Here is a 22,999-nt window from a genome sequence, read left to right on the forward strand (position 1 = left end):
CTCCCCTCGTCACGCGGATGACCCGGCGGCGGCATTGATCCGCGGCAAGACCTTCTCAGCCATCAGGATCATCGATCGTCGGCCGAGCTCGCGATCCTTCCAGTCCTTGCCGGCATAGAGCAAGGTGCCGAAGGTGCCGATCTCTTCCTGGAATGCCAGTAGTTGATCGGCTACACTTTCGGGCGTGCCGTGGATGATCAGTTTGTCACAGATCGACTCGAGGGTGACCTCCGAATCTGGTTGATCCCGCCTTGTCTTGAACAGCTCGAGCCGGCCGCTGCGCTTCAGCTTCGTGAACAGCTGATGATAATAGTACACGTAGGGGCTATCGGGCGACGTGGCATAGGCCTTCGCCGTCGCAGCGTCCTTTGCCACGAATACGCTCTTGGCGACGCGCCAATTGGCGGGGTCCGCTGCCCGGTTCACACGCGCGCAACCCTCGACATATTTGGGCCAGTGGCTCTTCACCCAGGCAGGCATCAGGAAGTTCGCCGAGATCGGATCCCAGCCGCGCGCGGCGGCTTCCGTGACGCCTTTTGAGAATGGCGCGACCGCGGTCACTACGATCGGCGGGTGGGGAGTTTGCAATGGGCGGGCTATCAATCCCTGGCCGATGTCCTCAATCAGGGTTCGCTCGACCGAGACATTCCAATATTGGCCCCGCAAATCATAGGGCGGCTTGCCAGCCCAAATCTCCAGAACCTGATTGATCGCCTCGAGGAACATGGCATTGCGGTCGGCATCGAGATTGCCGAAAACCTCCGCATCAGAGAGCAATCCTCCGGGGCTTATTCCAAGGATGAAGCGGCCATCAAGCATGTGATCGAGCATGGCGACGGTAGCGGCGACCGATGCCGGATGAGTGTTCGGCATGTTGATGGTACCGGTTCCAAGCTTGATCTGCTTGGTTGCGGCCGCGAGCCAGGCAATGAAGGCGATGCTCGAGGTGATGTTCTCGGCTTTGTCGGTGACATGCTCGCCGACATAGGCCTCGGTGAACCCGAGCTCATCCGCGAGCAGAAAGGCCTCGCGATCCTCTCGGAGCGATTGCCGCCAATCCTTCTCGAGAGGATGGATCGGCATCGTAAAGAAACCGAGCTTCATGATCCGCCGCCCCGCGCGTTGAACTTTAGTTGGCCAGGAACCTGCGACCTTCCCACGGCGAAGACAAGGCCCGCCCCACAAATAATCACTCGATAAACAAGCTTGACCTTTGAATAGGGCGGCCCTCTAATCTGGCAAATCAAAATTGGGCCGGGAGGCCACGCCCACATGAAAGCTGCGGCTTTCGCCTACGCCCGCGCGACCAGCGTCATGAATGCGCTGGAGTTGCTTGCTGCGCATGGCGACAGGGCGAAGGTTCTGTCGGGCGGCCAGAGCCTGATGCCGGCGATGAACTTGCGGCTCCTATCTCCCGACATTTTGGTGGATGTCGGCGGCCTTGCCGAGTTGCGTGGCATCGCGGTGAGAGGAAACCTGCTGGTCGTTGGCGCGCTGACCAGGCATGTCGACCTGCTCAGATCACCCGAAGTTGCACTGCACGCGTCGCTGTTGCGTGATGCCGTTGCCCACGTTGCTCATCCCGCAATCCGCAATCGCGGGACGATCGGCGGTAGCCTCGCTCACGCCGATCCTGCATCCGAGCTGCCGGCCTGTGTCGTGGCACTCGGTGCCACGATCGTTGTTCGTGGCCCGGCTGGTGAGCGCCGGATTGCTGCAACGGAGTTTTTCAAGGGAATCTACGAGACGGCGCTGTCGCCGGACGAGTTACTGGTCGCGGTCGAGGTGCCGGTCGCAGGCCGTGGAGCGACGTTCTTCTTTCAAGAGTATGCGCGGCGGCATGGTGACTATGCCGTCGTCGGTCTTGCCGCCAGCGCCGTTGTTGCCGCTGGTAGGTTCTCCGATCTTCGGCTCGGCTTCTTTGCCGTTGGCGACCGACCGCTGCTCGCAGCGGCCGCCGGGAAGCTGATCAACGCATCCGTGACATCTGCTTTGCTCGCGGAGGCGGCGACTGCGCTGGCTGATGAACTCGATCCGCAGGAAGATCAGCAAGCGAGCCCGGCCATGCGCCGACACCTCGCCACCGTCTTGCTCCGGCGCTGTGTGGCCGCGTTATTGGCGCGGTCCGAACTGGAAGCAGGAGTGACCAGGTGAGCGTTCCGGTGCCCGTTTCACTTCTTGTCAACGGCGAGCGCATCGATGCCTTCGTCCTGCCGCGGCTCAACCTCGCCGATTTCCTCCGCGAAAATCTCAAGCTGACCGGAACCCATGTCGGTTGCGAGCACGGCGTTTGCGGTGCCTGTACGGTGCGGGTCGATGGCGAGATCGTTCGTTCCTGCCTGATGCTGGCGGTCCAGGCTGAGGGGGCGTCGGTCGAGACAGTCGAGGGCCTGTCCGACAGTGGTGAAATCGCCGACCTTCAGGCAGCATTTCGCGAACGTAACGCATTGCAGTGCGGTTATTGCACGCCTGGGATGCTGATGACGGCGCAAGACTTGCTGAAGCATTTGCCTGCGCCGGATCGCCAGGCGATCCGCGAGCACCTTTCCGGCAATTATTGCCGCTGCACCGGCTACCAAGCCATCGTCGACGCCGTTGAGGCAACGGCCAGGATGCGCGCGGAGCGGCGGGCATGACAGTCACCCGTGCTCCAGCAGAGACGCTGTCAGTGCTCGATCGTCCGAATTCCTATATCGGCAAGACGGTGCCGCGGCCGAATCTCGACCGGCTGCTGCAAGGGCGCGGACAATATGTCAGCGACCTGGAATTGCCGCGGATGGCGCATGTGGTCTTTTTACGGTCGCCCTATGCCCACGCCAGAATTGTTGCGATCGATGCCGACGCGGCCCGGCGTATGTCCGGGGTCATTGCCGTCGTCACGGGTCGAGAGCTTGAGGCCGTCATCACGCCGTGGGTAGGTGTCCTATCGCACCTGAAGGGATTGAAGTCGGCGCCGCAGCACGCAATCGCGGTCGACCGCGCGTGTTGGCAGGGTGAGGCCGTTGCGGCAATTGTCGCAACCAGCCGTGCGGCAGCTGAAGATGCCATGGAGCATGTCGTCGTCGACTATGAGGAGCTCGCGGCGGTCACGGACATGCGCACCGCACTCGATCCGGCAACACCGGTCATTCACGCCTCGCTCGGTGACAATCTCGCCTTTGAGCGGACGCTTGATGCCGGCGATGTCGACCAGGCATTGTCGGATTCCGAGGTCGTCGAAGCGGAATTCGTGTTCGGGCGCCATACCGGCGTGACGCTTGAACCGCGGGCAGTGGTTGCCGACTGGAATGCAGCCGAGGCACGGCTCACGATCTATCAAGGTACGCAGGCACCTCACATGGTGCAGAACATCGCGGCTCTACATCTCAGGCTAAAGGAAGCGCAGGTCCGGGTGGTCTGCAAGGATGTCGGCGGATCGTTCGGCATCAAGGTCCACATCTACGCCGACGAAATGGCGACCTATGCGCTGTCCAAGCTGCTGCGGCGGCCGATCAAGTTCGTGGCCGACCGCGTCGAGAGCTTCAACACAGACATTCACGCCCGCGATCATCGATGCAGGGGCCGGATCGGCGTCCGGTCGGACGGCACCATCACGGCCTTCGAAATCGACGATCTGACGGGGATCGGTCCTTATTCGATGTATCCGCGCACCAGCGCCATCGAGGCCAATCAGGTGGTCAATCTGGTTGGCGGGCCGTATGTCACGGCGAACTATCGGGCGCGAGCGCGGGTCGTCTTCCAGAACAAGAACGTGATGTGCCAGTACCGGGCGGTCGGACACCCGATTGCCTGTTCGATCACCGAGGGGTTGGTTGACCTTGCTGCATCGAAGATCGGCATGGACCCCGTCGAGATCCGCCGGCGCAACTTGATCTCCGACGACGCCTATCCCTGTGCATCACCCTCCGGCATGAAATTCGAGCAACTTTCGCATCATGCCTCATTGGCCAAGCTGCTGCAGATGATGGACTACGGCGCTTTGCGTGCCGAGCAAGCGGCATTGCGCACCAGAAATATTCACCGCGGCATCGGATTCGCCAGCTTCATCGAGGTCACCAACCCCAGTGCAACCTTCTACGGCGTCGGCGGGGCGAAAATCTCGTCGCAGGACGGCGTTGCGGTTCGCCTCGACGCGCAAGGTTCGGTGATCTGCCAGACCAGCATCACGGAGCAAGGGCAGGGGTCGGAATCGCTAACCGCCCAGATCGTGGGCAGCGTGCTCGGCGTCTCGATGGAACGGGTCCGCGTGATCCTGGGCGACACCGACAATACGCCCTATGGCGGCGGCACCTGGGCCTCGCGTGGCGCCGGCATCGGCGGCGAAGCCGCGTTGCAGGCCGCCAAGGCTCTGCGCCAGAATATTCTGGATGTCGCAGCGGCCATCCTGCAATCGAGGCCGGCTGGGCTCGATATCGTCAACAACCGCATCGTCAATGCCGACGACGGTGCGCCGCGCATAGAGCTGAACGAACTGGCGCGGATCGTCTACTTTCGGCCCGACACTCTCCCGCCGGGCATCCAGCCTGAATTGATGGCGACCCGGCATTTCGTACCGCGCCAGTATCCCTTTGCGTTCACCAACGGGGTTCAAGCTTCATGGCTCGAGGTCGATACCGAGACCGGGTTCGTGACGCTGCTGAAGCATTGGGTGGTCGAGGACTGCGGCACCATCATCAACCCGCAGCTGGTCGACGAGCAGATCCGGGGCGGCGTCGTGCAGGGCCTCGGCGCGGCGCTGTTCGAGAAATGCATCTATGACGAACGCGGCCAGCTGACCAACGCCAACATGGCGGACTACCTGGTCCCGATGTCCGGCGAGATGCCCGATATCGAGATCGGCCATGTGGTGTCTCCGACGCAGGAAACGGAGCTCGGAGCCAAAGGGGCGGGTGAGGCAGGCACGGCCGGCGCGGCAGCTGCGGTTGCCAATGCGGTCAATGACGCGCTGCGGCCGTTCGGCGCAACAATTACCGAGATTCCGCTCACGCCACAGGTTATCCTGACCGCCTTGGGACGGATCTGAGTGGAGACGTTTCGGGCAACGATAATACGCTAAGCAAAACACAGGCAGTTCTTGGGGAGGAATAGTCATGGCGAACAAGGTCAACAAAGCTGGTTCGATATCGCGGCGTCGGCTGCTGACGACGGTAAGCGCCGGCGCCGCTCTCGCCGTCTCGCCTTTTCGCATCAATCTGCTCCAGGCCGAGGAAGCACCCATCAAGATCGGCTTCCCTGTCCCTCTGACCGGTCCGTATGGTGCCGAGGCCCAGGACCAGGTGCGGGCGGGGCAGCTGGCTGTTGCCCAATTCAACGATGCCGGCGGTCTCAACGGCCGGAAGGCCGAGCTCGTCGTGCGCGACGACAAGCTCAATCCCGGCGAGGCGGCGACGCGGACATTGGAACTGGTCGAGAAGGAGAAGGTGAATTTCGTCGTCGGCAGTCTGTCGGCCGCGGTTCAGCTTGCGATCAACAACGTCACCAAAGAGCGTGGCGTCATCTTCAATTCGATCAGCCAATCCGACGCCATCAACGAGGCGGCCGACTTCAGCAAGTACACATTCCATGAAGCGCTGAACCCGCACATGACGTCAGGCGCGGTCGGCCGCTATGCCTTCGCCAAATTCGGCAAGAAGGTTGCGTTTCTCACGGCGGATTATGCCTATGGTCACGAGATGGTTCGTGGTTTCCTCGAGGTCGGCAAGGAGTTCAACGTCGAGAACCTCGGCGACATCCGCCATCCGCTGGGAACGACTGACTTCTCCACGTTGCTGCCGCGTCTTCAGGCGCTGAAGCCCGATATTCTGTGCATCAGCAATTTCGGCCGCGACCAGCAGATCGCGCTGAAGCAGGCGACCGACTTTGGCATCAAGAAATCGATCCAGATCATCGCACCGCTGCTCTCGCATGCCAGCCGCGTCGCGGCCGGCCCCCAGGCGTTCGAGGGCGTCGTCGGCGGCTGCTCGTTCTACTGGGGTATCGAGGACAAGTTCGCCTCGACCAAGGCGTTCAACGATGCGTTCCGCAAGATGTACGACGGCAAGCTGCCCACCGACTACGGTGCGCTCGGCTATGGCGGTGTTCGGACCGTGCTGGAGGCAGTCAAGGCCGCCGGCAGCGTGGAGACCGACAAGGTCGTCGCTGCATTGGAAGCTCTGAAGTACGATTACTACAAGGGGCCGCAATATTATCGCAAGTGCGACCACCAGTCGGTGCAATCGGTGCTCGTGATCAAGTCGAAATCCAAGGACCTGAGGAACGAGTCCGACGTGTTCGAGGTCCTGTCGACCGAAGAACCCAACGAGAAGTACCTGCGCACCTGCGAGGCGCTCGGTCACAAGAGCTGAGCTCGTGCGACGGCGCGCGCCACGGGTCGGTGCGTGCCGTACTGAGGGGGACAAATGGCGGGCCTGAGCTTTGACCTGATTGCGCTGCAATTGTTCGCCGGGCTGGCGCTCGGCGCCATCTACGTGCTGTTTGCGATCGGCCTCTCGCTAATCTTCGGGATGTTGACCGTCGTCAACTTCGCCCACGGCGCGTTTTACATGGTCGGCGCCTATGTCGGGCTCTATCTGATCTCGATCGGGGGAAATTTCTGGATCTGCCTTGTGGCTGTGCCGATCGCAATCGGACTGTTCGGCCTTGCCGTCGAGCGCGTGCTGATCCGGCCGCTTTACGGCCGCGGCATCGACTATCCGCTGCTGCTGACTTTCGGGCTGAGCTACGTGATGGTCGAATGCGTGCGCATTGCCTTCGGCAAGACCGGCTATCCTTTCGATACGCCCGAAATCTTGCAGGGCGCCGTCGATATCGGTGTCGGCTATTTCCCGCTCTACCGCCTGTTCGTGATTGGGGCGACAGCCGTCGTGCTGCTGGCGCTCTGGCTGTTTCTGGAGAAGACCAGCTTCGGGCTGATTATCCGGGCCGGCGCACGCGATCCGCAGATCGTCCGTGTTCTTGGGGTCGATGTTTCCAAGGTCTGGTTGATCGTGTTCGGGATAGGTACTGCGATCGCGGGCTTTGCCGGCCTGTTGGCCGCGCCGCTTCAAGGCGTCATTCCGGAGATGGGCGGCACGATCCTCGCCGAAGCCTTCGTTGTGACCGTCGTGGGTGGGATGGGGTCGATCGGCGGCGCCGTACTGGCAGGCCTGCTGGTTGGCGTGGTGGTCAGCATGACCTCGCTGTTCGCACCTGAGATGGCCAAGGTTTCGATTTTTGCCTTGATGGCGGTCGTTCTGATCGTTCGTCCCCAGGGCTTCTTCGGCCGCGCCGGATTGATGAGCTGAGCCCGGCATGAGCGAAACCACTCAATCGATCAAACGGCCAGGTGCCGCGACTGGCAGCTGGTACGAGCTCGCGACGCGGCACCGCGCCAGCATTGTCGCGGCGGTCATCCTGGTTTTCCCGATGGTGATGCCGTTCACGGCTCTGGCGGTGAACATCCTGATCTACGGGCTGTATGCTCTCGGCTTCAACCTGGTGTTTGGGTATCTGGGTCTGTTGTCGTTCGGTCATGCGGCACTGTTCGGGACGGGCGCCTACCTCTGTGGCATTGCCATCGTGCACTTCGGCTGGCCGTGGTATGCGGCGATCGCCGCCGGGGTCGCCGGCGGATTGTTGATGGCGCTGTTGATCGGCGTGCTCGCGATCAGGACCCGAGGCATCTACTTCGCCATGGTCACGATGGCGCTGTCGCAATGTGTCTACTACCTTTTCTACCAGGCGGTTGACCTCACCGGCGGTGAGAACGGCCTTCGCGGCATTAACGTCCGCACCATCGATCTGTTCGGCCTGCGGATCGACTTCATCAATCCGATGACCCGTTACTACGTCATCGCGGCTTTTGTGATCGCCGCGTTCTTCGTGATGTCACGCATTCTGGCGTCGCCTTTTGGTGCCGTCATCGAAGCGGTGCGCGAGAACGAGGGGCGTGCCCGAGCGTCCGGTTACGACGTGACCCTGACGCGATTGCTGACCTTCGTCCTGTCAGGCGGTTTCTGCGGCCTCGCGGGTGCGTTGCAGGCCCTGCATTTGTCGATCGTTCCGATCGAAATCCTGCATTATGAAACCTCGGGCCTGGTCGTGATGATCGCTCTCCTCGGCGGAATGGGAACGTTCTTCGGGCCGATGATCGGCGCAGCTGTTTTCCTGGTCCTGGAGAACGTGGTCTCAGTGTGGACCGTTCACTGGCAACTGATCGTTGGCGCCATCTTCATCGCATGCGTGCTGTTCTTCCCGGCGGGCATCTGGGGTACGCTGATCGCGCGGGGTAGACGATGAACGCCGCGGAAGGTCAGGCAGGCGAAGTCATTCTGCGCACGACGGGCGTCGGCAAGACGTTCGGGAAGTTTGTCGCCCTCAACAATATCTCGGCCGAGTTTTCCAGGGGAGCGATCACCTCCATCATTGGTCCGAACGGGGCTGGAAAGAGCACCTACTTCAACCTGCTATGTGGCGCCTTTCCGCCGACGAAGGGCAGCGTCGAGTTCGAGGGCAGGGATGTCACCGGTCTGCCGCAACACCGCTTTGCGCACATGGGGATCGCGAAATCCTTCCAGATCACCAGCGTGTTTCCGCAGCTTACGACACGAGAGAACATCCGCGTCGGCCTGCAGGCGCTGGTGTCGCGATACGATATCTGGCGTCCCCGTGCGCGCCTGACCGAGCTGACCGAGCGGGCGGACGAACTGCTGGTGCTGGTCGGATTGTGGGAATCCCGGGAGCGTGCGGCCAAGACGCTGGCCCATGGTGAGCAGCGAGCACTGGAGATCGGCATGGCGCTTGCCAGTCAGCCTCGTCTGCTGCTGCTGGACGAACCGACGGCCGGCATGAGCCCGGAAGAGACCCGGACCATGATGGATCTGATCGTGAAGCTCGCCAGGGAGCGTACGGTCATCCTCGTCGAGCACAAGATGAAACTGGTGCTGGGGATCAGCGATCGCATCCTCGTGCTGCACCACGGAGAATTGCTTGCCGAGGGAACGCCACAGGAGGTTCGGCAGAACGAGGCAGTGAAGCGTGTCTATCTCGGTCAGCGGGAGCACTGACGCGATGCTGCAGGTCAGCAAGCTCGATGCCTGGTATGGCGCAAGCCACGCGCTGCAGGACATCAGTCTCGACGTGACCCGGGGCGAGATCGTCTGCTTGATCGGCCGCAATGGGGCCGGCAAGACGACGACGCTCAAATCGATCATGGGATTGATGGGGCGGACGCGCGGCTCGGTCACCTTCAAGGGCGAAGAACTGTTGCGCCAGCCGGCGCACGTGCGCTTCGCGTTGGGGCTGGCCTACGTTCCGGAGGAGCGACGGATCGTGCAGGGGCTGACCGTGCGGGAGAATTTGCGGCTCGGGCTGGTCGCCTCAAAGGAGAAGAAGCGGGAAGCCGAGCTGATCGCCGAGATTGCTGCGATCTTCCCCCGGCTGGCCGAGCGTATGGACCAAGAGGCGGTCACGATGTCGGGCGGCGAGCAGCAGATGCTGGCGATCGCGCGGGCGATGATCGCAAAGCCCGACCTGATCATGCTGGACGAGCCTTCGGAGGGCATCATGCCGGTCCTGGTCGACGAGATGTTCGAGCTGTTCCGCAGCATGAAGGCGCAGGGCACGACGGTTCTGCTGGTCGAGCAGAACGTCGAGCTCGCGCTCGGCATCGCCGATCGTGCCTATGTGCTGGACCAGGGGGCGGTGGTGCACCAGGCCTCCGCGCAGGCGCTGCTCGCGGACGACGAGATCAAGGAGCGCTACTGCTCGGTGTGAGCTGGCCCTCGGGTTCGTGCTTCCGCGAGCGGCCCGAACGAGCTTTATTCAGCAGCGCTGGCGATCGCGTCGGCCTTTCGATTGGTGACGACGACCTTGATCGCGTCATCCACGCGGTCCCGGGCATATCTCAGCGCTGTCGGCAGGTCGGCCAGCGGAAACGTATGCGTGTGGATCCTGGTCGCGTCGAACCGCTTCGCGGCCATCAATTCCATCGCGCGGTGAGTGGCGCTCCGGCCTTCGCCGCGGATGCCGTAGGCATAGATGTTGTTTCGAACGAGGTGCGCAACGTCCAGCGTTGCGGCCTCGTGCGGGAAGGCGGCCAGACAGATCTTGCCGCCGCGATTGGTCATGTGAATGGCCTGGTTGAGTGTCGCTTCGGTGCCGGCACATTCGACGACATAGTCTGCGCCGATCCCCCCTGTTAGTTGCTTCACGACCTCAACGACGTCTTCGTCGTTGATATTGATGACGCGGTCGGCCCCCAGTTCCTGGCCGATCGCCAGCCGCTTGTTGCGCGTTCCGGTCAGGATGACCGGGCTTGCACCAAGCGCCTTGGCCACAGCAACTGCGAGAAGTCCGATCGGCCCTGGGCCGATCACCACGACGCTCTCGCCGGCCACCAATCCCCCCAATTCCGTCAAGCCATACATCGATGTCCCCGCCGTCACCACGAGCGTCGCTTCCGCGTCGCTCATGGTATCCGGGACGCGCGCCAGCGTATTGATGTGGTTCACCGCATACTCGGCAAATCCGCCGTCGGTCGTAAAGCCGTTGGCGCGGTGACCCTTCTCCGGCTTTCCGTAGTTGAGGCATGACGTGTACATGCCCTGGCGGCAGCGTTTGCATTGGCCGCAGCCGGCGTGGATCTCGACGCTGACCCGCTCACCGATCCTGAATTCGTCGACATCAGGGCCAAGCGCGGCAACCGTGCCCATATATTCGTGACCCGGCGTGAAGTTCTTGTTGAAGGGCGCGCCGCCTTGAATGCTTGCCGGCGATCCGGCATGGATGATTTCGAGATCGGTGGCGCAGATCGCGACAGCGTCGATGCGCACCAGCACTTCGGCGCGCGACGGGACCGGCGTCGGCTTCTCACGAAGCACGAGCTGGTCGGGGTCACCAAGGACCCAGGCCTTCATCCGGTCGGGGACGGGAAGATCGGGCGATGTCTTGACGCCGGGCGGCTGGTACATGGGCGCTTCCTCTTTCCGCTCTCAGCCTAGCGCGAAACGACGGTTTGCCGCGAGCCTCGGATCATTGGCATCCGGGCTGGTGCATTTGCTGCACGGCAGCAAGCGCGTCGCAAAACATTCATACGCGGCCTATACTTGGTCGCTCCGTTGATGTTGAAATCTGCATTGCATCCTCTCCCAGACCGGAGCCTCCCATGAAGACCGTCCGCCTTGTCCTTGCGTTGCTGGCGCTGACGCTGCTCGCGTCGTGGCAATCCGCCAGGGCGGCCGACGTGATCTGCTACAATTGCCCGCCGGAATGGGCCGATTGGGCCTCGATGCTGAAGGCGATCAAGGCGGACCTCAACTACGATATCCCGCATGACAACAAGAATTCCGGCCAGGCGCTGGCCCAGATCCTGGCCGAGAAGAGCAATCCGGTCGGCGACATCGGCTATTTCGGCGTGACCTTCGGCATGAAGGCCAAGGCCCAGGACGCGCTCGAGCCCTACAAGCCCGCGCATTGGGATCAGGTCCCCGCCGGCCTCAAGGATCCGGACGGCTATTGGACCACGATCCACTCCGGGACGCTCGGCCTGTTCGTGAACAAGGATGCGCTGGGCGGCAAGCCGGTGCCGGCCTGCTGGAAGGACCTCCTGAAGCCCGACTACAAGGGCATGGTCGGCTATCTCGACCCGTCGTCGGCGGCGGTCGGTTACGTCGGCGCGGTCGCCGTCAATCTGGCGCTCGGCGGCTCGTCCACCAATTTCGATCCGGCGATCACCTTCTTCAAGGAACTGCGCAAGAACGATCCGATCGTACCCAAGCAGACGTCCTATGCCCGCGTCGTCTCCGGTGAGATGCCGATCCTGTTCGACTACGACTTCAACGCCTATCGGGCGAAATATTCGGAGAAGGGCAACTTCGAGTTTGTCATTCCGTGTGAGGGCTCGGTGGTGTTTCCCTATGTCGTTGGTCTCGTGAAGAACGCGCCCGACAAGGAGAAGGCCAAGAAGGTGATGGACTATCTCTTGTCCGACAAGGGGCAGGCGATTTGGACCAATGCCTATCTGCGCCCCTCGCGCCCGATCGAGCTGCCGGCTTCCGTGAAGGGCAAATTCCTCCCCGACAGCGACTATGCCCGCGCCAAGAGCGTCGACTGGGGCGAGATGGAAAACGTGCAAAAAGCCTTCGTCGACCGCTATCTCGCCGAGGTTCGCTGAGGCAATATGGTGCCCATCGACGGGGCACCATTCTTCCGATGTCGCAAAAATCCTTCGTCTGGCTCTGCCTGCTGCCGCTCGTGCTGGTGACCGCGGCGTTCTTCCTGCTGCCGATGGCGCGGCTGGTGGTGGCGGGCGCCGAAGGGCCGCACGGGCTTGCCGGATATCTCGCCACCCTGACCGAAGGCCGCTATCGCGCGACGCTGATCAATACCGTGCTGCTGGCGGCGGCAACCACGGTCGTCACGCTGATCGTGGCGACGATCGCCGGAATGTTTCTGCAGCGGCACCGCTTTCCCGGGCGGGCCGTGCTGATCGCAATGCTGACCTTTCCGTTGGCTTTTCCCGGCGTCGTGGTCGGCTTCATGATCATCCTGCTGGCAGGCCGGCAAGGGCTAATCGGCGACCTCTCGAACCGGATCTTCGGCGAGAAGCTCGTTTTCGCCTATTCGATCTACGGGCTCTTCCTCGGCTATCTCTATTTCTCGATCCCGCGCGTGATCCTCACCATCATGGCGGCCGTGCAGAAGCTCGACGTCGGGCTGGAGGAGGCCGCGCGTTCGCTTGGCGCAAGCCCATGGGCGGTGCAGCGTGACGTCGTGCTGCCGGCGCTGGCGCCGGCCTTTGTCGCATCGGGCGCGATCGCCTTTGCGACTGCGATGGGCGCCTTCGGCACCGCCTTCACGCTGGCGACCAACATCGACGTGCTGCCGATGCTGATCTACACCGAGTTCACGCTGGCCGCCAACTTCGCGACCTCGGCCGCGTTGTCGGTGGGGCTCGGCCTGATCACTTGGCTCATCCTTGCGCTGGCCCGCACGTTCAGCGGCAGCGCGGTCGCGGCGGCCGGGTGAAAGCATGCGCGATCGCCTGATCTTCACCGGCCAGTTCATCTTCACGCTGCTGGTTGCGGCATTCCTGGTGGTGCCCGCAGGGCTCTCGATCTCCGCCGGCGTCACCGTGAATTATTTCCGGGGCATCCAATCCGGCGTGACCCTGCAATGGGTCGCGCAGGTCTGGGAGCTCTATGCCGGGACCATTCTGCTCTCCTTCGTGATCGCCTTCGCGACGCTTGCCGTCACGCTGCTCGCCGGCGTTCCCGCGGCCTATGCCCTGCATACGCGAGGCGGTCGGCTTGCCCGCATCGTCGAGGAGGTCATCACCTTGCCGCTGGCGATCCCCGGGCTTGCGATCGCGCTTGCACTGCTGCTCACCTATGGGAGCTTTGGCGGCTTCCGCCGGTCCTGGCTCTTCATCCTGGTCGGCCACGTCATCTTCACCATGCCGTTCATGGTGCGGTCGGTCATGGCGGTGTTTGCGACCGTGGACATCAAGACGCTCGATGAGGGCGCTGCCTCGCTCGGGGCATCGCCATGGCGGCGCTTCTGCGATGTCATCGTACCGAACGCGCTGCCGGGAATTCTGGCCGGTGCACTGATGGTGGTCACGCTGTCGCTCGGTGAATTCAACCTGACCTGGATGCTGCATACGCCGTTGACGAAGACGCTGCCGATCGGGCTCGCCGACAGCTACGCCTCGATGCGGCTCGAGGTGGCCTCGGCCTACACGTTGATCTTCTTCGTGATGATCATTCCGCTGCTGGTTGCGATGCAACTGCTGGCCGACAAGGACCACAAGCGATGAATACGGCGGGGCACGGGGCGGCGGTGCGGATCGAGGCATGCGGCAAGACCTTTGCCGATGGGACGCGTGCGCTCGATCCCGCGACCCTCGACATCGCGCGCGGCGAGACGCTGGTGCTGCTCGGCCCATCCGGCTGCGGCAAAACCACGATGCTGCGCATCATCGCAGGCCTCGAATTGCCGGATGCGGGCGGCAAGGTCCTGTTCGATGGCAAGGATATGACTTCGGTCCCGATCGAGCGGCGCAATGTCGGCATGGTGTTTCAGTCCTACGCCCTGTTTCCCAACATGACGGTCGCGGACAATATCGCCTATGGTCTGAAGATCCGCGGCGTTGCCGGGGGCGAGCGCGCTGCGCGCGTCGCCGAGCTGGTCGCGCTCACGAACATCACGGGATTGGAGAACCGCCGCATCGACCAGCTTTCTGGCGGCCAGCGCCAGCGTGTGGCACTGGCACGTGCGGTTGCGATCCGGCCGGGCATCTTGCTGCTCGACGAGCCCTTGACCGCGCTTGATGCCGCCTTGCGGGACCGGCTGCGAGGCGAGCTCAACCGATTGTTGCGCGCGCTCGGAATTACGACGATCTACGTCACCCACGATCAGGCCGAAGCCATGGAACTGGGCGACCGCATCGTCGTGATGCGGAAGGGTGCGATCGCCCAGATCGGCACGCCGCGCGAGGTCTACTTCGCGCCCAAGGACCGCTTCGTGGCGGAGTTCATCGGAGCGGCGAATATCGTGGAAGCTCCGATAGACAACGGCGTGCTGATCCTGCCCGGCGGACGATTGCCGATCGAGGGCGGCGCGACAGCCGCGAACGCGACCGTCATGATCCGCCCCGAAACCATTCGCGTAACGGACGCCGGGGCAGGGCTGCTCTCGGGCGTGGTTGATTCCGTCAGCTTCATCGGCGACCGGCAGCGGCTCGTTGTGAGTGGTGCATCGAGCAAGCCGCTCAATGTCGACGCGCCCAACACGATCCTGGCCAAGGTCGGCGATCGAATCGGGCTGTCCATCGCGCCCGATGCGCTTCGCCTCCTGCCGTCCGAACCCTGAGATTCACCGATGCCGTCGAAACCCGTCCTGATCGCGCAGATCTCCGACCTCCACATCAAGCCGCCGGGAGCGCTGGCCTATGGCCGGGTCGACACCGCAAAGGCGCTTGAACGTTGTGTGGCGGCGCTCGGCGCGTTCGAGCCGGCGCCCGATTTCGTCGTCATCTCGGGCGACCTCGTCGATACGCCGTCGGTCGTGGAATACGACTATCTCAAGCAATTGCTCGCGCCGCTGCGTCTGCCGTTCGCCGGCATTCCCGGCAATCACGACTCGCGTCAGTGGATGCGCGAAGCGTTTCCGGCCGCGGCCTATGTTCACCGAGCCGGCCCGCTCGACCAGAAGATCGGGGTGAATGGCCTCGATCTTCTGCTGCTGGATTCAAGCGTCGCGGGCAAACCGCACGGCATGCTCGAACCGTCCACGCTGCAATGGCTGGACACAGCGCTGGCGACGGCAGCGGACCGGCCGGCGCTGCTTTTCCTGCATCACCCGCCATTCAAGGGCGGCATCTGGCATATGGACCGGCAAGACCTGTTCAATGCCGACGCATTGGCTGACATCGTCAGGCGTCACCCGCGCGTGCGGTTGATCGCGTGCGGGCACGTCCATCGTGCGATGCTGACCATCTTCGCCGGGATTCCCGTGACGATATGCCCGGCACCGAACCATGCGGTCGACCTGGACCTCGGACGGCTGCGCGAGCCGTCGTTCAAGGTGGAACCGCCGGCATTTCATTTGCACACATGGTTTCCCGGGCCGGACTTTGGACAGCTGGTCACGCACCAGATCCCCATCGGTCAGTTCGACGGGCCGCATCCGTTCTTTGGGCCGGACGGCAAGCTGCTGTGAGTGGGTGGCGTCGCCCCATCGCACGGATGGGTTTCGTCAGGCGGGATTTGCCGCCGATGGGCGGGGTTTCCAGATCAAGAGCGACCGCCGGCTACAATTGAGCGTTGCAACTAGGCGCGTATTTATTCCAAATTGTACCTTGGTTGCCCTCTAGCCCGATTTCACCGGTTCTGACCTATTGTTGCTGTAGGCCCCCGGTGGGGCTATAGTCCTTTCCGATTTCATTGATCGATGGCTTGTCGGTGTCGCGCTGCTGGCGCGCCGATTGAACGCAACACAATCAGTCTGGATCACGATGACCGGTGCGCTGCCCATAGAACGAACTGCCGGCGCGCCGTTGTTTCCAAACAACAAGCTGTCGGTGCTGCGCAAGCATCCTTACTTTGCCGATCTCGAGCCCGAAGCATTCGATCAGCTCTGCCGCTATGCCAAGCACACCACGCTGAAGCGCGGAACGACGATTTTCTCCAAGGGCGATCCGGGCACCAGCCTGATCGCGGTGATCTCTGGCACGGTGAAGATCAGCATCTCGTCGCCGGACGGTCGCAACGCGATCCTGAACCTGATCGAGGCAGGAGAGATATTCGGGGAGATCGCGCTGCTCGACGGTCTGTCGCGGACCGCCGATGCCACCGCCAACACCAATTGCGAGCTGTTCGTCATCGACCGGCGCGAGTTCATTCCGTTCGTGCGCAGCCAGCCGACGCTTGCGATGAAGTTCATCGAGCTGCTGTGCGCGAGGTTGCGCTGGACCAGCGACCAGGTCGAGCAGGTGATCCTGCAGGACCTGCCGGGCCGTCTGGCGAGCGCGCTGCTGCGCCTGAGCGACAAGCACAAGCCGCAGGGGCGCACCATCTCGATCACCCAGCAGGAGATCAGCGAGATGGTCGGGATGACCCGCGAGAGCATCAACAAGCAGCTCCGCGCGTGGGCGACACGTGGTTGGGTCAGGCTCGAGCATGGTGCGATCGTCGTGCTGAAGCCCGAGTCGCTGCAGGCGCTGGTCGACGCCGGCGCTGATGACGGCGAGTAGCCGCTCTCCCGTCGGCGCGGTCGCTCCGGCGTTTCACGAAATGGTGAACCGGACAATGCCTGTGAAACCATTCACATCGGCGGTGCGTGCCCTGCGGTAAGTGACGCTTCGGTGGAGCACACTCGCACCGTGGAGGAAGCCATGCAGGGCTCTTTCGACAACCGGGAGCAGCACGCGCGGCAGCAGGATCCGGAAAGCAACTACAGAAGCTTCAGCATCAAGCTGATCGCTTTGCCGGTGCTCGTGATCGTTGCATTGATCGGCATGCTGGTCAGCCACCCCGCCGCGGTCAAATGGATTTCGGACGCCGCGCAAGCGGAGTTCGTGGGAACCGACGCCGTCGATGCCGATCCGTCGACCAAGATCGCGCAGCCGGCGCCCACGGCGCTGCCACGCAATGAGACGCGGACGGTGAAGACCAACTGATCGTTGGCATCCTCGTCACGCCGCAACCCCGAGCAGCTTCGCCGCGGTCCGGCCGAGAATGTTGGCCTTGTCGTCGTCGCTCAGCGATGAGCAGGCGAAGATGTGGTCGGCCGGCGCCAGTTGCCATGGATAGGGATAGTCGCTTCCCAGCACGATCTGGCCGGGGCCAACCTGGGCGGCGAGGTGCCGGATCGCCTCGGGCGTGAAGATCAGCGAGTCGAAATAGATCTGCTTGAGGTATTCGGTCGGCGTCTTCTGCAGCTTGGTCTCCGGATTGCATCCCTTGGGTCCGACCAGGCAGGGGTGGTCCGAACGATCGGCATAGGAGGGGAGATAGCCGCCGCCATGCGCGGCGATGATCTTCAATCCCGGGAAGCGGTCAAGGGTGCCTTCGAAGATCAGATGAGAGAGCGCGATCGTGGTCTCGAGCGGATTGCCGATGGTGTTGCCGAGCCAGCCATTGCCGGAGAGCCGCTTGCCGAGTTCAGGCACGCCCTGCGGATGGATGAACAGGGGGACGCCGAGTTCTTCGGCCTTGGCCCATACGGGATGAAACCTGGAATCGGAGAATTCGACACCGTCGACCACGCCGCCGATCGCCGCGCCCTTCAGCCCCTGCTTCTTCACCGCCGTCTCCAGCTCCTGCACCGCAAGGTCCGGAGCCTGCAACGTCAGCGAGGCGAAGGCTGCGAACCGCTCGGGCTTCGAAGCGCAGAGTTCGGCGAGCTTCTCGTTCTGAATCTTTACGATCTTGCCCGCGAGATCGCGATCACGCTCGTACCAGAACGGATTGATCGACAGCACCTCCATGTCGACGGCCTGCGCGTCCATTGCGGCGAGGCGCTTGTCGATCTCGATAAAGGCCTCAGCGGCGCCGTTGACCGGCGGTAGTTGATATTTTCCGGCGTCTGCTCCGAGCAGGGCGCCGGCCTCGCGGAAGTGGCAATGCGCGTGAATGTCGATCGTCCGGATGCGCTTGCCGTCGACGGTGACCGGCAATTTCTGGCGCGACTGCTGCGCATGCGCGTTGTGGACAAGCCCGCAGCCGCAGAACACGATGCCTGCCGCCGCCGTCGCTCCCGCTTTCATGAAATCCCGCCTTGTGGTCATGACGATCGCCTCCCTGGTCTTGTTTTGTTATGGGCAGGGAGCCTAGGGACATGGGCTAGCTGTCGCAAGACCACACGCCGTGCGTGTCGCGCAATGTTGATCTGCTCAGACCGGCTTGATCCCAGCCTTGGCGACGATGTCGCGCCAATTCGGCACTTCGTCTGCAATACGCTTTATGCTTGCCATCGGGCCGTTTGCGGGCACCTTGAAGTCGGCGTGTCCACCGGCGGAACGGGACGGCGATTCATGCTATAATCCCGCCTGCGGCATTGAGAGAAGCGTGAGCGGAAATAGGGTCAGGTTAAGCCGAAGCCACGCCGACGGCAGCGCTTGCCTTGCAAGCAACTAGAAAACATCCCCGCGAGGACAGGGGGTCGATGGGAAGAAAAATGGACCGAAACCTTGTGATCCTGAATGTGAGTGCTTCGGAGACGATGTTGCGTTCCGACGGACATGCTGCCATTCGGCTAGAGACTAAGGAGATGGGCCCCATCGCCTTCGAGGTGAACCTTCAAGCCATTGCCGCGCTTCGTCGGCACTTGGCGCGGGCAGAAATGCACATTCTTCAGAGCCAGAATCAGACCAAAAACTGACTATCTCAGTGGCCTGTACGGCACGGCGAAGTATGGGCCGGTGACAGCTGGCGCCGTTAGCGCTCTCTAACGCGATATGGGAGACTTGGGTCGTTCCGCTCAGGATCGCCTGGATGGCTGGACCGTCGCTCAGGACCGTACGTGCGTCATCGAGATATTGAACAGCTCGCTGGCGAAATGTGGCGTCGATAGGTAATTGGCGCGAAGTCTCTGACCAGATCGCACGGGATATTGGCGTACGGATCAGGATTGACGACATAAGCGCTCGATGGGATCAGGAGTGTATAGTCGTCGAGTCGGCGCGCGTGCCGCAATGCCGATCCGTTCTCGACCACACTGGTGCCGCCGAGCGCCTCTCCGAGATGAGCACGGAGGATGCGGGCCATGATGTCGGTCGGTCCACCCGGCGCGAACGGCACGATGATCTTGATCGGATGTGCTGGGTGGCTGGCAGCCTTCCAAGCTGAATACGAGGGTTCGATTCCCCTCAGCAGATCGATTGGCCTCAGATCGCCTAACCGATCATCCGCGTGGGTTAGAAAGTTGAGTAGAACCCATAGACGATTGTTATCGCTCGATGGCAATCGAAGGCTTGGCTTTCCATTTCCGTTGCCGTGGGCATTTTGTAGCCCATTTCTCGATGACTTGATTGGCGATGAGAGGAAATTCCGAGGGCTCGACGCGCGAGCAGGGCGAGCTTTTCTGGCGATTGGTGGGTGAGAGGACTCCAGAGGCGGCCATAGCGGCGACGCTGAACAAGACTTGTTAGGATCTCAGACGGCGCCTGGGCTTGCCGGCAAAATGGTTTAAGTCGGCGAAGACCACAGGCTCTGCCTGGGCCATCGATTGCTTAGTGCAAGGAGTCGACAACGATGAGAAAAGGTCTCGATGCCGTGCTCGAAATCCGGAACAAACTCCCAAACGGATAGTTACCCCGTTTGTCCGCAATCGGGGAACCGGTCATGACCGAACCTTCAATGTCAGCCGATACACAGCCGCGATCGGTGCTGTCGCTTCTCGCCGCTATTCTTGCCCTCGTCGTTGCCAGCGGTGCGCTTTGGATGAGTTACGGCAACACTAGAAAGCTGGCCACTTGGCAAGAGCATGCCGCAATAGCGCCACCTCCGGATCCATCGATTGAACAGATGAAGCAAACCTTAGCGTCCCTACAGCAAGCTGTGCAGGGGATTCAAGCCGACCAACAAAGGCAGGCTGAGCGGGTCGGCGACATTCAACAGAAGACTTCAGCACAGCAGGGCGAGCAGAAGCTAATTTCTGATCAGATAGGCGCGCTAAGCGCGCGAGTTAACTCGCTGGAGTCGGCAAGGGCGGAAAGCCCGGGTCCCGCGCCACAGACGACTCCGGTCCCACAAAGGCGCACGAAGCGGTAGAGTAGGGGGCCGGAAACGTGCGAAAGCGCCGCAGCCGGAGTTGAAGCGGGGAACAAGCCCTCAACGGTCGCCTAAATAGAATTGATCAAGTGATCGCGTGGCGCCGCCGCCAATGCACTGCGGGTACGCGACCACCTCAATTGCACGGAGTGGCAGTCCATTCTCCGTCGAACTCCGTTCGCCAACGGCGTAGTCCGTTCTCCACGCGGTCAAATCTTCTGATTGTATTCGCCGACCTCGGGATGCGTGCGCAGCACGGAATCCATCGCCTCGAACATGTCGCGCATGCGCCGCTCGCTGACCGGGCTTTCCACCACGACCACGAGCTCCGGCTTGTTCGAGGACGCGCGCACCAGGCCCCAGCTGCCGTCCGCGACCGTGACGCGCACGCCGTTGACGGTGACGAGATCGCGGATGGTCTGGCCCGCGACCTGCGCGCCCTGCTGCTGCAAAGTCTCGAAGTGCTTCACCACGGCGTCGACCACGCCGTACTTCGCCTCGTCGGCACAATGCGGCGACATGGTCGGCGACGACCAGGTCTTCGGCAGCGCGTCCTTCAAATCGGCCATCGACTTGCCGGGGGCGCGGTCGAGCATCTCGCAGATCGCGATCGCCGACACCAGACCGTCGTCATAGCCGCGGCCGAACGGCTTGTTGAAGAAGAAGTGGCCGGACTTCTCGAAACCGGCGAGCGCGCCGAGCTCGTTGGTGCGGCGCTTCATGTAGGAATGCCCGGTCTTCCAGTAGACCGTGTTCGCGCCCTGCTTCTGCAACACCGGATCGGTCACGAACAGGCCGGTCGACTTCACGTCGACGACGAATTGCGCATTGGCATTGATCGCCGACATGTCGCGCGCCAGCATGACGCCGACCTTGTCGGCAAAGATCTCCTCGCCGGTGTTGTCGACCACGCCACAGCGGTCGCCGTCGCCATCGAAGCCGAGGCCGACATCGGCCTTGTGCGCCAGCACGGCATCGCGGATCGCGTGCAGCATCTCCATGTCTTCGGGATTCGGATCGTATTTCGGGAAGGTGTGATCGAGCTCGGTGTCAAGCGGGATCACCTCGCACCCGATCGCCTCCAGCACCTGCGGCGCGAACGCGCCCGCGGTACCGTTGCCGCAGGCCGCCACCACCTTCAGCTTGCGCGTCAGCTTCGGCCGGTTGGTGAGGTCGGCGATGTAGCGCGCCGGGTAGTTCTCATGAAACTGGTAGGAGCCGCCGGCCTTGTTGTCGAACGCGGCGCTGAGCACGATCTCCTTCAGCCGCGTCATCTCGTCGGGGCCGAAAGTGAGCGGACGGTTGGCGCCCATCTTGACTCCGGTCCAACCATTGTCGTTGTGCGAGGCGGTGACCATCGCAACGCAGGGCACGTCGAGATCGAACTGCGCGAAGTAGGCCATCGGCGTCACCGCGAGCCCGATGTCGTGCACCTTGCAGCCCGCCGTCATCAAGCCGGAGATCAGCGCGTATTTGATCGAGGCGGAATAGCCGCGGAAATCGTGCCCTGTGACGATCTCCTGTTTGACGCCGAGCTCCGCGATCAGCGCGCCGAGCCCTATGCCCAGCGCCTGCACGCCCATCAAATTGATCTCCTTGTTGAACAGCCAGCGCGCGTCGTATTCGCGAAACCCGGTCGGCTTCACCATCGGCTCGGATTCGAAGGCATAGGTGTTCGGGACCAGCGCGGATTTCGGCTTGGGAAACATGGGTCGGCCTTATGGTCGCATGCAGAAAGACATCCCCGCAGCCTTTAGCGAATGCGCAGGCCGCGCGAAAGGTGGGACTGCGGCTGGTGGCCGACAATTGCGGCGGAAATGGCCGGCGACACGGTCGCCGGCCACATGCCCGTGAGGCTAGCCGAAACCCTCGATTAACTGCGCGACAACCAGGTCCGACGAAGCGCTGCCGACGGACATAATTGGTCCGCAATGATCCCCGAAACGGCCGTCGCATGTATGTTGCGTACCTTCATAAGCTGCGCGCGGGGTTTGCCGCAGCGGCGTTTTTGTTGAGCCTGTCGCTTTGCGGCTGCGCGACCTCCACTGGTTCATCGCCGATGGATGCTCGAGCTGAAATGCCCGCGCGGGTTAAACCAGGCACCTATCTCCCGGTCGAAGATTTGCCGCCGCCACGCAAAAATCCCGCCATGACGGCTGAACAACGATCGAAGCTTCAGGGGGAATTGACGGCCGCACGTGACCGCCAAGGGGCGGCTGCCAAAGCCCAGGGCGGGCCGATCCGCGACTGACGATCGCATCACAGACATTAGGGCAGAGGCGGGGCTATTGGCCCCTGCGCTCGGCACGAGCATCGAAATAGGCTATGACGGCTATTGTGACCGCCACAGCCAAGACGCCAATACACCCCGCAATCACAAACATCATTGCCATCGTAGGGTCAGTATTCCTACGGATAACGGCGCCGGCAATTCACGAATAATCAGTTCGAGCGCAAGCCTTCAAATTCCATGGACCGTGTGGCTCCAACGGCACGGTTTTACCGGTAAAATGATGTTAACCCAGCCCGATCTATTATCACGGCTGGAGCGCATCATGTCGGGATCCGACGTTTGGAGTGGAACCGAGAGACCGTCCGGTGAGTGGCCTCGCGCGCGCGATGAGCAGCGGTTCGACGGCTATCACCGGTTCGACGGCGGCTTCTCGCGGCCGCCGCAGAGTTCAAAAAACGTGATATTGGACCGGGACAACCCGCCCGTTCGGCGATCCAGTCAGCGGCCGGGCGGT

At 62.3% G+C, this 22,999-nt stretch carries 21 protein-coding genes; 17 read left to right on the plus strand and 4 right to left on the minus strand.

Annotation, left to right across the window (positions count from 1 at the left end):
• Positions 1-9: 9 nt before the first annotated feature.
• Entirely contained in the window at positions 10-1,104 is a 1,095-nt protein-coding gene (locus tag CO675_RS26155; RefSeq protein WP_097674711.1) for an LLM class flavin-dependent oxidoreductase, read from the minus strand.
• 168 nt (positions 1,105-1,272) lie between these two features.
• On the opposite strand from CO675_RS26155, the gene CO675_RS26160 reads away from it, so the two are divergent.
• The 8 genes from CO675_RS26160 to CO675_RS26195 all read left to right on the plus strand — a co-directional run bounded on the left by CO675_RS26160 (position 1,273) and on the right by CO675_RS26195 (position 9,753).
• Positions 1,273-2,154, plus strand: coding sequence for an FAD binding domain-containing protein (locus tag CO675_RS26160; protein WP_097674712.1), 882 nt, complete (start codon positions 1,273-1,275; stop codon positions 2,152-2,154).
• The gene (locus CO675_RS26165; protein WP_097674713.1) at positions 2,151-2,636 is read left to right on the plus strand and encodes a (2Fe-2S)-binding protein; all 486 of its coding nucleotides are present in this window, start codon (positions 2,151-2,153) and stop codon (positions 2,634-2,636) included. Before CO675_RS26160 ends, CO675_RS26165 begins: the two co-directional genes overlap by 4 nt.
• The gene (locus tag CO675_RS26170) at positions 2,633-5,023 is read left to right on the plus strand and encodes a xanthine dehydrogenase family protein molybdopterin-binding subunit (protein WP_097674714.1); all 2,391 of its coding nucleotides are present in this window, start codon (positions 2,633-2,635) and stop codon (positions 5,021-5,023) included. Before CO675_RS26165 ends, CO675_RS26170 begins: the two co-directional genes overlap by 4 nt.
• Before the next feature lie 67 nt (positions 5,024-5,090).
• Positions 5,091-6,344: an ABC transporter substrate-binding protein gene (locus CO675_RS26175; protein ID WP_097674715.1), complete on the plus strand. Its 1,254-nt coding sequence runs from the start codon at positions 5,091-5,093 to the stop codon at positions 6,342-6,344.
• A 54-nt stretch (positions 6,345-6,398) separates the two neighbouring features.
• On the plus strand, positions 6,399-7,283 hold the full coding sequence (locus tag CO675_RS26180; protein WP_097674716.1) for a branched-chain amino acid ABC transporter permease: 885 nt from the start codon (positions 6,399-6,401) through the stop codon (positions 7,281-7,283).
• Between the two features lie 7 nt (positions 7,284-7,290).
• Positions 7,291-8,277 (plus strand): branched-chain amino acid ABC transporter permease, encoded by a 987-nt coding sequence (locus CO675_RS26185; RefSeq protein ID WP_097674717.1) that lies wholly within the window; start codon positions 7,291-7,293, stop codon positions 8,275-8,277.
• A complete protein-coding gene (locus CO675_RS26190; RefSeq protein ID WP_097674718.1) occupies positions 8,274-9,044 on the plus strand; it encodes an ABC transporter ATP-binding protein in 771 nt (256 codons plus the stop codon). Before CO675_RS26185 ends, CO675_RS26190 begins: the two co-directional genes overlap by 4 nt.
• Positions 9,045-9,048: 4 nt before the next feature.
• Positions 9,049-9,753, plus strand: a complete 705-nt coding sequence (locus tag CO675_RS26195; RefSeq protein WP_097674719.1) for an ABC transporter ATP-binding protein — start codon at positions 9,049-9,051, stop codon at positions 9,751-9,753.
• 44 nt (positions 9,754-9,797) lie between these two features.
• On the opposite strand, the gene CO675_RS26200 is transcribed toward CO675_RS26195, so the two are convergent.
• Entirely contained in the window at positions 9,798-10,949 is a 1,152-nt protein-coding gene (locus tag CO675_RS26200) for a zinc-dependent alcohol dehydrogenase (protein ID WP_097674720.1), read from the minus strand.
• A gap of 194 nt (positions 10,950-11,143) precedes the next feature.
• On the opposite strand from CO675_RS26200, the gene CO675_RS26205 reads away from it, so the two are divergent.
• The 7 genes from CO675_RS26205 (at position 11,144) to CO675_RS26235 (ending at position 17,158) form a co-directional block, all read left to right on the plus strand.
• Complete coding sequence (locus CO675_RS26205; protein WP_097674721.1) at positions 11,144-12,151, plus strand: ABC transporter substrate-binding protein; 1,008 nt, start codon at positions 11,144-11,146, stop codon at positions 12,149-12,151.
• Positions 12,152-12,189: 38 nt separating this feature from the next.
• Positions 12,190-13,005, plus strand: coding sequence for an ABC transporter permease (locus CO675_RS26210; protein ID WP_097674722.1), 816 nt, complete (start codon positions 12,190-12,192; stop codon positions 13,003-13,005).
• 4 nt (positions 13,006-13,009) lie between these two features.
• The gene (locus CO675_RS26215) at positions 13,010-13,795 is read left to right on the plus strand and encodes an ABC transporter permease (protein WP_097674723.1); all 786 of its coding nucleotides are present in this window, start codon (positions 13,010-13,012) and stop codon (positions 13,793-13,795) included.
• The gene (locus tag CO675_RS26220; RefSeq protein ID WP_097674724.1) at positions 13,792-14,850 is read left to right on the plus strand and encodes an ABC transporter ATP-binding protein; all 1,059 of its coding nucleotides are present in this window, start codon (positions 13,792-13,794) and stop codon (positions 14,848-14,850) included. Before CO675_RS26215 ends, CO675_RS26220 begins: the two co-directional genes overlap by 4 nt.
• Before the next feature lie 9 nt (positions 14,851-14,859).
• The gene (locus tag CO675_RS26225; protein WP_097674725.1) at positions 14,860-15,699 is read left to right on the plus strand and encodes a phosphodiesterase; all 840 of its coding nucleotides are present in this window, start codon (positions 14,860-14,862) and stop codon (positions 15,697-15,699) included.
• A gap of 295 nt (positions 15,700-15,994) precedes the next feature.
• A complete protein-coding gene (locus CO675_RS26230; protein WP_097674726.1) occupies positions 15,995-16,732 on the plus strand; it encodes a Crp/Fnr family transcriptional regulator in 738 nt (245 codons plus the stop codon).
• 141 nt (positions 16,733-16,873) lie between these two features.
• Positions 16,874-17,158: a hypothetical protein gene (locus tag CO675_RS26235; RefSeq protein ID WP_097674727.1), complete on the plus strand. Its 285-nt coding sequence runs from the start codon at positions 16,874-16,876 to the stop codon at positions 17,156-17,158.
• 15 nt (positions 17,159-17,173) lie between these two features.
• On the opposite strand, the gene CO675_RS26240 is transcribed toward CO675_RS26235, so the two are convergent.
• Positions 17,174-18,268 carry an amidohydrolase family protein gene (locus CO675_RS26240; RefSeq protein ID WP_097674728.1) on the minus strand — a complete coding sequence of 365 codons (1,095 nt, stop codon included), beginning with the start codon at positions 18,266-18,268 and terminating at the stop codon, positions 17,174-17,176.
• A gap of 1,555 nt (positions 18,269-19,823) precedes the next feature.
• On the opposite strand from CO675_RS26240, the gene CO675_RS40125 reads away from it, so the two are divergent.
• Positions 19,824-20,252: a hypothetical protein gene (locus CO675_RS40125; RefSeq protein ID WP_143279110.1), complete on the plus strand. Its 429-nt coding sequence runs from the start codon at positions 19,824-19,826 to the stop codon at positions 20,250-20,252.
• 209 nt (positions 20,253-20,461) lie between these two features.
• On the opposite strand, the gene CO675_RS26255 is transcribed toward CO675_RS40125, so the two are convergent.
• Positions 20,462-21,961, minus strand: a complete 1,500-nt coding sequence (locus CO675_RS26255) for a phosphomannomutase/phosphoglucomutase (protein ID WP_097674731.1) — start codon at positions 21,959-21,961, stop codon at positions 20,462-20,464.
• A gap of 245 nt (positions 21,962-22,206) precedes the next feature.
• Here CO675_RS26255 and CO675_RS40130 point away from each other — a divergent pair, with 245 nt between their 5' ends.
• Complete coding sequence (locus CO675_RS40130; RefSeq protein WP_143279112.1) at positions 22,207-22,503, plus strand: hypothetical protein; 297 nt, start codon at positions 22,207-22,209, stop codon at positions 22,501-22,503.
• Positions 22,504-22,999: the final 496 nt, after the last annotated feature.

The organism is Bradyrhizobium sp. C9 (assembly GCF_002532045.1).
Taxonomy (GTDB): domain Bacteria; phylum Pseudomonadota; class Alphaproteobacteria; order Rhizobiales; family Xanthobacteraceae; genus Bradyrhizobium.